Source organism: Comamonas sp. FG99 (assembly GCF_057808605.1).
Map to the genome: position 1 here is coordinate 41,386 of NZ_JBMDII010000039.1, position 11,868 is coordinate 53,253.

At 65.5% G+C, this 11,868-nt stretch carries 11 protein-coding genes; 8 read left to right on the forward strand and 3 right to left on the reverse strand.

Annotated features, from left to right (window positions below):
- Positions 1 to 97 precede the first annotated feature (97 nt).
- The 6 genes from ACODRX_RS21275 (at position 98) to ACODRX_RS21300 (ending at position 6,320) form a co-directional block, all read left to right on the forward strand.
- Positions 98 to 1,072: an amidohydrolase family protein gene (locus ACODRX_RS21275; protein ID WP_488873535.1), complete on the forward strand. Its 975-nt coding sequence runs from the start codon at positions 98 to 100 to the stop codon at positions 1,070 to 1,072.
- A 46-nt stretch (positions 1,073 to 1,118) separates the two neighbouring features.
- The gene (locus ACODRX_RS21280) at positions 1,119 to 1,880 is read left to right on the forward strand and encodes a maleate cis-trans isomerase family protein (RefSeq protein WP_488873536.1); all 762 of its coding nucleotides are present in this window, start codon (positions 1,119 to 1,121) and stop codon (positions 1,878 to 1,880) included.
- 17 nt (positions 1,881 to 1,897) lie between these two features.
- Entirely contained in the window at positions 1,898 to 2,725 is an 828-nt protein-coding gene (locus ACODRX_RS21285) for an alpha/beta fold hydrolase (protein WP_488873537.1), read from the forward strand.
- A 62-nt stretch (positions 2,726 to 2,787) separates the two neighbouring features.
- Positions 2,788 to 3,834: a 2,5-dihydroxypyridine 5,6-dioxygenase NicX family protein gene (locus tag ACODRX_RS21290; protein WP_488873538.1), complete on the forward strand. Its 1,047-nt coding sequence runs from the start codon at positions 2,788 to 2,790 to the stop codon at positions 3,832 to 3,834.
- A 47-nt stretch (positions 3,835 to 3,881) separates the two neighbouring features.
- Entirely contained in the window at positions 3,882 to 4,550 is a 669-nt protein-coding gene (locus ACODRX_RS21295; RefSeq protein WP_488873539.1) for an isochorismatase family protein, read from the forward strand.
- 159 nt (positions 4,551 to 4,709) lie between these two features.
- Positions 4,710 to 6,320, forward strand: coding sequence for an MFS transporter (locus tag ACODRX_RS21300; RefSeq protein WP_488873540.1), 1,611 nt, complete (start codon positions 4,710 to 4,712; stop codon positions 6,318 to 6,320).
- Positions 6,321 to 6,516: 196 nt separating this feature from the next.
- Here ACODRX_RS21300 and ACODRX_RS21305 read toward each other — a convergent pair whose 3' ends face one another.
- The 3 genes from ACODRX_RS21305 to ACODRX_RS21315 all read right to left on the reverse strand — a co-directional run bounded on the left by ACODRX_RS21305 (position 6,517) and on the right by ACODRX_RS21315 (position 8,979).
- Positions 6,517 to 6,789, reverse strand: coding sequence for a PsiF family protein (locus ACODRX_RS21305; RefSeq protein WP_488873541.1), 273 nt, complete (start codon positions 6,787 to 6,789; stop codon positions 6,517 to 6,519).
- A 114-nt stretch (positions 6,790 to 6,903) separates the two neighbouring features.
- Positions 6,904 to 7,653: an SIMPL domain-containing protein gene (locus ACODRX_RS21310; RefSeq protein ID WP_488873542.1), complete on the reverse strand. Its 750-nt coding sequence runs from the start codon at positions 7,651 to 7,653 to the stop codon at positions 6,904 to 6,906.
- A gap of 117 nt (positions 7,654 to 7,770) precedes the next feature.
- Complete coding sequence (locus tag ACODRX_RS21315; protein WP_488873543.1) at positions 7,771 to 8,979, reverse strand: CaiB/BaiF CoA transferase family protein; 1,209 nt, start codon at positions 8,977 to 8,979, stop codon at positions 7,771 to 7,773.
- Positions 8,980 to 9,236: 257 nt separating this feature from the next.
- On the opposite strand from ACODRX_RS21315, the gene ACODRX_RS21320 reads away from it, so the two are divergent.
- Positions 9,237 to 10,700, forward strand: coding sequence for an efflux RND transporter periplasmic adaptor subunit (locus ACODRX_RS21320; RefSeq protein WP_488873544.1), 1,464 nt, complete (start codon positions 9,237 to 9,239; stop codon positions 10,698 to 10,700).
- 15 nt (positions 10,701 to 10,715) lie between these two features.
- On the forward strand, positions 10,716 to 11,868 hold a 1,153-nt coding region (locus ACODRX_RS21325), incomplete at its 3' end, for an efflux RND transporter permease subunit (protein ID WP_488873545.1).

Consider the following 11,868-nt stretch of genomic DNA (forward strand, 5'->3'; position numbering starts at 1 on the left):
GCCCCATTGGGCTGAGTCATGTAGTTGGTGGTCATTCATGTCTGGTGTGCAGCCAGGATGTGGTGCACGTGGATTTCATTAAAACCCAGGAGAGTCAATGAATACGAAAATACGGAAAATCGCCCTTGAAGAACATTTCATGGCGCCAGGTTTTGAGATTTATTCAAAAGCATTCATTCAACATATTCCGCCAGAGCAGCGTGATAAGTTGTCGGCGGAGCTTGGTGATATTGATGAAATGCGCTTGACGCAAATGGATGCTGCTGGAATTGATTATGTGGTCCTGTCCCAAACAGGCCCTGCTGTTCAGGCAGAAAAAACCATTGATGGCGCAATTTCTCGGGCTCGGGAGAACAACGATTATCTGGCTGGAAAAATATCCAGGCATCCCGCACGATTTGGTGGATTTGCGGTATTGCCGATGCAAGATCCTGAGGCCGCGGCCACGGAACTGGAGCGAGCCGTGCTGGAACTCGGTTTCAAGGGTGCCCTGGTCAACGGGCATACCCATGGCGTGTACTACGACGATCCCCGGTTCGATCCGTTCTGGGAACGCCTGCAGGCGCTGGACGTGCCGTTTTACCTGCACCCGATCGACATGCTGGCCTTGCCGCCGTCGTTTGCGCAGCATCCCGAGCTCAACGGCGCAACCTGGGGCTGGGGAGTGGAAACCGGCACCCATGCGCTGCGCCTGTTGTTTGGCGGCGTGTTCGATCGCTTTCCCAGGGTGAGGGTTATCGTCGGGCACATGGGAGAGGGGCTGCCTTTTCTTCGTTGGCGCTTTGACAGCCGGTTTGCGGCCTATCCGCACGGGGTCAGGCTGGCGCGCAAGCCGTCCGAGTATTTCGGCAGCAATCTGCTCATCACCACGTCTGGCGTGTGCTCGCACCCCGCGCTGATGGGGGCCATCGGAGAGATGGGGGCCGAAGGCGTGATGTTCTCGGTGGACTATCCCTATGAGTCGACAGCGGCCGCAGCCCAATTCATCGACTCCGCGCCCATGGACGACGCCACTCGCGCACTCGTGTGCTACGGCAATGCCGCCCGCTTGCTCAAGCTCGACGCCCGGTGATGCTTCGTACGCCGGCCTTTTCCCACTTTTCTTGGATCCACGCACCATGTCCCACTTCTCCACAGCCTATCGCATCGGCCAAATCGTCCCCAGCTCCAACACGACGATGGAAACCGAGATTCCCGCCATGCTGATGGCACGCCAAGCGATCCGGCCCGAGCGCTTTACCTTCCATTCCAGCCGCATGCGCATGAAGCATGTGAAAAAGGAGGAATTGGCGGCCATGGACAAGGAGTCCGACCGCTGCGCGCTCGAATTGAGCGATGCCAGGGTGGATGTGCTGGGCTATGCCTGCCTGGTGGCCATCATGTCCATGGGCCTCGGCTACCACCGGGAATCGCAAGGCCGGCTGCGCGCGGTGACCGCGGCGAACGATGCCGATGCTCCCGTGGTCTCCAGCGCCGGCGCACTCGTCGATGCGCTGAAGGTGATGGGCGCGAAGAAGATCGCCATCGTCTGTCCCTACATGAAGCCGTTGACCGAATTGGTGGTGGACTACATCCGCCACGAGGGTTTCGAGGTGCTGGACTACTGCGCGCTCGAGATTGCGGACAACCTCGAAGTGGGCCGCCACGATCCGGCGAAACTGCCCGAGATCGTCTCATGTCTGAATACCGAGGATGCCGATGTGATCGTGCTGTCCGCCTGTGTGCAGATGCCCTCGCTGCCTGCTGTTCCCAAGGTGGAGGCGCTTACCGGCAAGCCGGTGGTGACCGCCTCGATAGCCACCACCTACGCCATGCTCAAGGCACTGAATCTGGAGGCGACCGTGCCAGGAGCGGGCCGGCTTCTCTCCGGCGCCTATTGAATTCGGAGGCCGCGGCGATGAGCAATTTTCAGTATGGAATCAACCTGCATGCCAATGGCATTCGCCAGCACGTGCTGCGCTATGGCGGCGCAGGCCGATGCGACGGAGCCCCGATCATTCTCGTTCCGGGCATCACCAGCCCCGCGGTGACTTGGGGCTTTGTCGCAGAGGTTTTGGGCCTGCATTTCGACACTTACGTGCTGGATGTGCGCGGCCGGGGGCTTTCGCAAGGCTCGGACGACATGGATTACAGCTTGGAGGCGTATGCCGACGACCTTCAGGGGCTGGCTGGCGCGCTGGGGCTGGAGCGATATTCCGTGATCGGCCACTCCATGGGGGCACGCATCGGCGCATGCCTGGCAGCCCGCCAGCCCGCGGGGATGGAGCGCCTGGTCATGGTGGATCCGCCTGTTTCGGGGCCAGGCCGGCGCGCCTACCCGTCCAAGCTGCCGTGGTACCTGGGTTCCATCGCCTTGGCGTCCAAGGGCTGCACAGCCGAAGACATGCGCGCGTTCTGCCCCACATGGACCGAGGAGCAGCTGCGGTTGCGCGCCGAATGGCTGCATACCTGCAATGCCCGCGCCGTCGCCGCCACGTTCAACAACTTCCACGATGAAGACTTCCACCAGTACCTGGGTCGGATCCAGGTGCCTTCCTTGCTGATGGTCGCAGGCCGTGGCGACGTGATCCGTGCCGAAGACGAGGTGGAAATGCATGGACTGCTGAAGGACCTGCAGCTCTCGCGTGTACCCAATGCCGGCCACATGATTCCTTGGGACGATGAGGCCGGCTTCTATGCCGCGCTGGGCGACTTTCTTGGCGCCCGCGTGGCAAGGTCCGCTTGAGCGGATTTCCCGTTTTCTGGGTGGCTCCCTTCGCCGCAATATCCACTTCTCTGGAGGACACCATGCCTGTCAGCGACCATCAACTCGTTCAAGCCTGGCGCCAGGTGCTCAGGCTCTCGAAGCTGGAGCAGGGCCAGACGGTGACCGTGCTCACCAGCGCGGCCACCCATCCGCAAAACCTCGCCTGCGCAATGATTGCAGCGCAGGATCTGGGTGCTATCGTCAATCGGCTGGATCTTCCACCGGTCAATGCCGAAAAGGCCTTGAGCCGCGACAGCCTGGCCTACCTGGGCACCACGCCGCTGAGCGGCAACCCGGCCGCCATCGCCGCTCTCAAGGCCAGCGATCTGGTGCTGGACCTGATGACGCTGCTGTTCTCGCCCGAGCAGCACGAGATCCTTGCCGCAGGCACCAAGATCCTGCTTGCAGTGGAGCCGCCGGAGATCCTGGTGCGCATGGTGCCGACGGAGTCCGACCGCGCGCGGGTGCTTGCAGCCACCGACAAGATATCCAGGGCCAAGACCATGCATGTGGCTTCGGCCGCGGGTACTGAGCTGGATTGCCCGCTCGGCGAATTCCCTGCCATTGCCGAGTACGGCTATGTGGATCAAAAGGGGCGCTGGGACCATTGGCCCAGCGGCTTCGCGCTGACCTGGCCCAACGAGGGGCAGGCGCAGGGCACGATCGTCATCGACAAGGGCGACATCCTGCTGCCACAGAAATGCTACGTCAGCGAACCCATCACGCTGACCGTCAAGAATGGCTTTGCGGTCAACATCGAAGGCGGCATGCATGCCGAGCTGCTGGCGCAATACATGGCGTCGTTCAAGGATCCGCAGGCGTACGCGATCTCCCATATTGGCTGGGGGCTGCAGCCGCGCGCCAGCTGGACCGCGCTGGGCCTGTACGACCGGGAGGCCACCATTGGCATGGATGCCCGCGCCTTCGAGGGCAACTTCCTGTTTTCGCTCGGCCCCAACAACGAAGCCGGCGGCAAGCGCACCACGGCCTGCCATATCGACATCCCGCTGCGCCGCTGCTCGGTGCATCTTGACGGGCAGATGGTGGTCCGTGATGGCCAGGTGCTTGATGGCCTCGGCACAAGGTAGGCCATGCTGGCCTGCCATCTGTTTCAACTGAATGCACACCACCGACCATGAGCCACACAGAAACCACTTCCCAAGACAGCCATGCGTACAGCCGCCAGGGCTTTGGCAGGCCGCTGCCGCTCAAGCCCCCGTTCGGCCTGCTGATCGTCGATTTCGTGAACGGCTTTGCCGACCCCGATGCCTTTGGCGGCGGCAATATCCGCCCGGCCATCGAGCGCACCGTGCCGGTGCTCGGGCTGGCGCGCGCGAAGGGCTGGCCAGTGGCGCACACCCGCATCGTGTTCCAGGACGATGATGCCGACCAGAACGTCTTTGCGCTTAAAGTCCCGACCCTGCTGGGGCTGAAGGAGCATCTGCGATCCAGCCAGATCGTCGATGAGCTCACGCCCGTTGCCGGAGAGCTGGTCGTGCGCAAGACCGTGCCGTCCGGCTTCTTTGGCACCAGCCTGGCCGCTTGGCTCAGCTTCCAGGGCGTGCAGACCTTGCTGGTGGCTGGCGCAGTCACCAGCGGCTGCGTGCGCGCCAGCGTTTGCGATGCCATGTGCCACGGCTTTCGCCCGCTCGTGCTTTCGGATTGCGTGGGTGACCGGGCCATCGCCCCGCATGAGGCCAACCTGTTCGACATGGCCCAGAAGTACGCCGCGGTGATGCCGCGCAACGACGCGCTGAAGGCGATTGCCGAGGCAGAGCGGGCCGCGGCAGCCGCGCCAAGCTAGCGCGGGCGCAGGTCTGCCCCCAAGCCGGCTGGGGGCACGGACCACTTCATGAAGCAAACATACGCGCAGCGGCGCGTGAAGCTGCCGCATTGCCATTTGCACAGGCGGTGCCGATCCGCACAAGCATCGTTCACGACACCACATCAGGAGACCAGCACCATGAACACCCTTGATCATGCGCAGCGCAGCGGCGCGCCAGATGCCTCGCCCGGCATGAGCCGGGAGGAGAGGAAAGTCATTCTTGCATCATCATTCGGCGCACTCATGGAGTGGTACGACTTCTATATCTATGCTGCGCTGGCCGCGGTCTTTGGCGCCTTGTTCTTTCCTTCCGGCAACAGCACGGTTGCCTTCCTGGCCAGCCTGGCGACCTTTGGCGCCGGGTTCCTCATACGCCCGGTAGGCGCGCTGCTGTTCGGCCGCCTGGGGGACATCATTGGCCGCAAATACACCTTCCTGGTCACCATCTTGCTGATGGGTATCTCCACCGTCGGCGTAGGCCTGCTGCCCACGTTCGAGCATATCGGCATCGCGGCCACCATTGCACTGGTTGCTCTCAGGCTATTGCAGGGCCTGGCGCTGGGAGGAGAAATCGGCGGCGCCCTGACCTATGTCGCCGAGCATTCGCCGATCCAGCGGCGCGGCCTCTACACCAGCTCGATTCAGACCACGGCTACGCTGGGGTTGCTGCTCTCGCTCATAACCGTGGCGCTGGTGAAGTATTGCGTCACCGATGCACAATTCCTTGCCTGGGGCTGGCGCATTCCTTTCATCGTTTCTCTGCTGATGCTCGTCGTGTCGGTCCATGTGCGCAGCAAACTGCATGAGTCGCCGGTATTCCTGGCGATGAAGAGCCGCAAGCTCATGTCGAATGCCCCCATACGCGACAGCTTCCTGAAATGGGGCAACTTGCGCTACGTACTACTGCTGTTCGTGATTTGCGCGGGCCTTGGCGCAATCTTTGGCACCGGGCACTTCTATGTAATGTTCTTTCTGAACAAGACGCTGCACATTCCGCAATCGACCGTGCACTGGATCATGGGCGGCGTGCTGGCGGTGGCAACGCCCTGCTATCTGCTCTTCGGCTGGCTCTCGGACCGCATCGGCCGCAAGTACATCCTCGTTGGCGCCTGTGTGCTGGCCGCATGCACCATCATTCCGATCTTCAAGGCACTCACCAGCTATGCCACCCCTGAGTTGCAGCAGTTCAATCAAGCCACGCAGGTAAGCATCGTGGCCGATGATTGCCATTTTTCACTGTTCGCCGCACCGGTCACGGCTTGCGACAAGGCCAAGGGCTACCTTACCGATCTGGGCGTGAGCTATGAGCTTCAGGTTCAGCCTGGTGCCGCGCAAGCCGTCATCCGCATTGGCGATGCAGAGATCATCGGCTTTGATCCTTCGGCCATCAGGAAGAGCCTGATGGCTGCAGGATGGCCGCAGGCCGCCAATCCGGGCAGCATGAATCTGCCTGCCGTCCTAGGGCTGGTGCTTCTGCTGGTGCTTTACCTCACGATGATCTATGGCCCGATGGGCGCCATGATGGTGGAGCTGTTTCCCGCGCGCATCCGCTACACATCGCTGTCGCTGCCGTTCAACCTGGGGGCGGGCTGGGTTGGCGGGATGCTGCCGTTCACCGTGTCTGCCATCAATGTAGCCGAAGGCAATGTGTATGCAGGGCTTTGGTATCCGGTGGCGGTTTGCACTCTGGCTGCCATCGTGGGCCTTGTCTTTCTTCCTGAGACCAGGAGCCGGAGCCTGGAAGACTAGGGCGTGCCATCAATTAAATCCCGCGGCGCTGGAGCGGCCATGCGGATGGATGCGCGAAGCGCGGCGCGGCCCATAGTCACCTTGGGGCCCGCTTTAGCCGGCTGTGGCGCGGTCCGGCAACGTTGCGGATTGGAGGCGGCGCAAAAAAGCGCTGCGGCTCGCGCAGCGCCAGGATGGGGTGGGGGAGGGTGAATGCCTACTTCTTCAGGCAATCGCTCATGAAGGCCTTGCGCTCGTCGCCCTTCTTGCCGGCGGCGTCGACGTTGCAGGCCTTCATGCGCTCCTGCTGGCGCTTCTTGCCGTCCGACAGGCAGGAGCTCATGAATTGTTTGCGCTCGTCGCCCTTTTTGCCGGTGGCTTCGGCGTTGCAGGTCTTCATCAGGTTCTGCTGGGCAGACGGCGCCTTGTCGGCGGCAAACGACAGGCTGGTGGCGAAGGCCAGCACGGTGACAGCAAGCAGTTTCTTCATGGTGATGCTATGGGTTAGCGCCGAAGGCCAGCGCGAGCCGATTGAAGCATAGATTGCAGCCGATTTCCAGATGCCGCGATGCAAAGGGTTCGCGCAGCCCTGAGGAGCACATTCTTACTTGAGCAACCGCACTGTGCCCGACAGGCTGACCGACACTTCGGTCTTGCCCGGCTCCAGCGTGACCGGGGCGGCGCTGTCGCTCGAATACATTTCCGCCTTGGCCGCCATCATGCCGCCGCGCGGCATGGGCATGGAGTTGCCGCTTTGCTGCAGCGCGACACTGCCGTATTCGAAGCGCGCAAAGCCCATGGCGGTGGCGGCCACCCTGGCCTTGGCCTCGAACTCCTTGACCGCATCGGCGATCAGCTGGTCCTGCGCCTTCTTGCGTGCCGCGGTGGACAGCGAGAAGCCCGAGCCGGACAGGCGCGCCTTGTCCATCAGCGCGGACATGGCCTGCGCGACCTGGGCGGTGTCGGTGGACTCGATGCGCAGCGTGAAATGCGTGCGCCAGTTGGTGATCTTGCCGTTCTTGTCGTAGTTGGGGCTGGTGAACAGGCTGTCGGTGCTGACTTGCAGCTGCGGGTATTGCTTGGCCAGCGCGCTCAGCTCGCCCAGCGTTGCGCGGCCGCTTTGCTGGGCCTGGGCCTGGTCGCGCGATTCCTTCTCCACGCTGAAGGTGGCCCAGGCGGTATCTTCGGACACGCGCTGCGAGGCGGCGGCCTCCAGGTTCAGCGTGGGGCCGCCGTCCTTGCCGTGCGGGCCGTCGCCCGGGTTCTGCGCCAGCGCGCCGGCGGACAGCGCCAGTGCGGCGAAGCCGGCCAGGACGGTGCGGGAAATGCGAAAAGGCGGGCGGGCAATGCGCATGCGGTCACTCCAGATCGATGAGAAGCCCGCATGGTAGCGCCTGATGCGGCGGCCCGGCCGATCCCGCCCCCGTGCAGATGCAGGCGTTGCTTTCCGTTGCGTCTGAAGCGAGCGGTTTCAGCCAGCCGCCCGCAGCTCGCGCAGCCGGGCGATCTCGTCGGCGCCATAGCCCAGCGTGGCCAGCACGGCCTCGGTGTGTTCGCCTAGGCGCGGCGGATGCCGGCGCACGCCCAGGCGCTGGCCGGCCATGCGCAGCGGCAGCAAGGTGGTGCGGGCGCTTGCGCCGGCGCGCTCGCCATCGGTGAGGGTGATCTCGGCCAGGCCGCCGGTGGCGCTCAGGTGCGGGTCGTCGAACAGCTGCTCGGGCTTGTTGATCGGCGCGTAGGGCAGGCCGTTGTCCTCGAAGATCCTGGCCACCTTCTTGCTGCTGTAGTGCAGCAGCCGCTCGCGCAGCAGCGGCAGCAGCCGGGGGCGGGCGCGCACGCGGTCGTTGTTGGTGGCAAAGCCCGGGTCGTACTGCAGGTCGGCCCAGCCGAAGGCCAGGCACAGCGTGTTCCACTGCGCGTCGCTGACCGCGGCGAGAAACATCTGCTCGCCGTCCTTGAGCGTGAATACGTCGTACACCGCCCACGACGAGATGCGCTCGGGCATGGGGGCGGCGGCCTCGCCGGTGACGGCGTACTGCATCATGTGCTGGCCGACCAGGAAGACATTGTTCTCGAACAGGGCCGAGTCCACCTCCTGGCCGCGGCCGGTGGCGGCGCGCTGCATCAGCGCGGCCATGGCGCCGATCGCGCCGAACATGCCGCCCATGATGTCGTTGACGCTGGTGCCCGCGCGCAGCGGGTCGCCGGGGCGGCCGGTCATGTAGGCCAGCCCGCCCATCATCTGCACCACCTCGTCGAGCGCGGTGCGGTGCTCGTAGGGCCCGGGCAGGAAGCCGGTGTGGTTCACATAGATCAGCCGCTCGTTGAGCCGCGACAGGGCCTCGTAGCCCAGGCCGTATTTCTTCATCACGCCGGGCTTGAAGTTCTGCGCCACCACATCGGCGCTGCTGGCCAGGCGGATCGCGGCCTCCAGCCCGCGCGGGTGGCGCAGGTCCAGCGCAATGCTTTTCTTGTTGCGGTTGAACATCGGGAAAAAACCCGCGCCCGCGCCCAGCAGCTGGCGGGTGCGGTCGCCGCCCAGCGGCTCGACCTTGATGACTTCGGCGCCCAGGTCGGCCAGCACCATGCCGCAGGTGGGGCCCATCACCATGTGGGTGAACTCGACGACGCGGATGCCCGCCAGCGGCAGCGGCGGGGTGGAAGATTCGGCAGTGCTCATAAAAGATGTGCGGGTCAGTGCGGGTCAGTGGGGGGCAAGGGGCTCTGGCGCCCGGCGTGCCGATTGCCGGGCTGCAACATTTGCCATCATACGGAGCCGCTGGGTTTACGGTTGTTTTGCACAGGAGGCGCTCAAAGGCAACATGGTTTGCATAGCATCGGGCTATCACCGGCCGAGGTGAGGGAGCTTTGCCGCCGAGCCAGCAGGATTTGCAGCTACAGTGGCAGCACCTGGGCCAGATGCCACCTGGATCGACCATGAACGAATCGAATAACAATCCTTCCCCCTCGTCTTCCTCAACCCAGAGCCCCGCGAGACCCTCGCGCAGCCGCCGCTGGCTGGGCTCGCTGGTGGCCGTGGCCGTGGTGGCCGCGCTCGCCGGTGGCGCCTGGTACCTGGTGCAGCGCGGCAAGACGCCCGCCAGCGGCCAGGCCGGGCTCGCGGGCCCGGGCGGGCCAGGAGGGCCCGGCGGTGCGCCCGGCGCCATGGGGGGCCGCGGCATGCAGGTCACCGTGGGCCAGGCGGTGGTGCGGCGCCAGACGCTGCCGCTCACGCTCAATGCCATGGGCACCGTGGTGCCGGTGACCACGGTGACGCTCACCTCGCAGGTCTCGGGCGTGCTCAGCGAGGTGCTGTTCACCGAGGGCCAGATGGTGAAGAAGGGCCAGAAGCTGGCGCAGATCGATCCGCGGCCCTTCGAGCAGGCGCTGATGCAGGCGCGCGGCACGCTCGCCCGGGACCAGGCCCAGCTCAATGCGGCGCGGGTCACGCTCAAGCGCTACGAGACGCTGTGGGCGCAGGACTCGATCGCCCGCCAGGACCTGGACACCCAGGCCGCGCTGGCCAAGCAGCTCGAAGGCACGGTGCTGGGCGACCAGGCGCAGGTCAAGAGCGCCGAGCTGAACCTGGGCTATACCCGCATCACCGCGCCGGTGGATGGCCGCATCGGCCTGCGCAGCATCGACCCGGGCAACTATGTGTCCACCGGCGGCGCCACGGGTATCGCGGTCATCACCCAGGTGGCGCCGATCAACGTCAGCTTCACGGTGCCGCAGGACCAGATCCCGGCGGTGCTGGAGGCGCAGAAAACGCAGAAGGCCGGTGGCAGCGGTGGCCTGCAGGTGCTGGCGCTGGACCGCGCGGGGCTCAAGACGCTGGCCACCGGCGTGTTCAGCACGCTCGACAACCAGGTGGACACCACCACCGGCACCATCAAGGCCAAGGCCCGTTTCGCCAACGCCGACGGCGCCCTGTTTCCCAACCAGTTCGTCAACGTGCGGCTCACGCTCAAGGACGAGACCGCGCTGGTGGTGCCGGTCACCGCGATCCGCACCGGCGGCAACGGCGATTTCGTCTACGTGATCAAGGACGACCGCACGGTGGCCCAGCGCACCGTGATCCGCGGCATGTCCACGGTGGATTGGGTCACCATCACCAATGGCCTGAAAGAGGGCGAGCGCGTGGTGACCGAGGGCGCCGACCGCCTCAAGGACGGCGCCAGCGTGCAGCTGCAGGGCGAGACGCCGGGCATGGGCGGCGCATCCGCTGCGGGCGGCCGCGGCAGCCACGGCGGCAGGGGCCGCCGCGGGCAGGGCGGCGATGCCGCCGCGGCCGGGGCCGGGAGCGCCTCTGCAGCGGCCACAACGCCAGCCGCACCTGCTGCGCCTGCCGCACCCGCCGCACCCGCTGCCACACCCGCTGCCGCCGGCGCGGCGCACTGACGCGGGGCTGCACCGATGAGTCCGTCCCGTCCGTTCATCGAGCGGCCTGTCGCCACCGCGCTGCTGATGCTGGCCATCGTGCTGGCAGGCCTGGTGGGCTTCAGGCTGCTGCCCCTGTCGGCGCTGCCCGAGGTCGACTACCCCACGATCCAGGTGCAGACGCTGTACCCCGGCGCCAGCCCCGAGGTGATGAGCCGCACCGTCAGCGCGCCGCTGGAGCGCCAGTTCGGCCAGATGGCCGGGCTCGACCGCATGGCCTCCACCAGCGCCGCGGGCGTGTCCATCGTCACGCTGCAGTTCCAGCTGGGCCTGTCGCTGGATGTGGCCGAGCAGGAGGTGCAGGCGGCCATCAACGCCAGCAGCGCGCTGCTGCCCACCGACCTGCCGGCGCCGCCGATCTACGCCAAGGTCAACCCGGCCGATGCGCCGGTGCTCACGCTCGCGGTCACCTCCAAGGAGCTGCCGCTGACCGAGGTGCAGAACATCGTCAACACGCGCCTGGCGCAGAAGATGAGCCAGGTCGGCGGCGTGGGCCTGGTCACGCTCGACGGCGGCCAGAAGCCCGCGATGCGCATCCAGGCCAACACGCAGGCGCTGGCGGCCAACGGCATCAGCCTGAGCACGCTGCGCACCGCCATCAGCGCGGCCAACGCCAACAGCGCCAAGGGCAGCTTCGACGGCCCCAAGCGCGCCTACGCCATCAACTCCAACGACCAGCTGCTGACGGTGGACGACTACCTGAACCTGGTCGTGGCCTGGAAGAATGGCGCGCCGGTCAGGCTGTCGAACGTGGCTCGCGTGGTGGCCAGCGCCGAGAACAACCGGCTGGGCGCCTGGGCGGGCAGCGAAGCACGCGAAGCGGGGGGGGCGGGGGCTGCGGAGGCCGCACTCGTGCCGGCGATCATCCTGAACGTGCACCGCCAGCCGGGCGCCAACGTGATCGCCACGGTGGATGCGATCCGCGCGCGGCTGCCCGAGCTGCAGGCCTCGCTGCCGGCGTCCATCGACGTGCAGGTGCTGGCCGACCGCACCAGCGGCATCCGCGCCTCGGTGGAGCATGTGGAGATGGAGCTGGCGCTGGCCGTGGCGATGGTGGTGCTGGTGATCTTCTTCTTCCTGCACAGCCTGCGCGCCACGGTGATCGCCAGCCTGGCGGTGCCGATCTCGC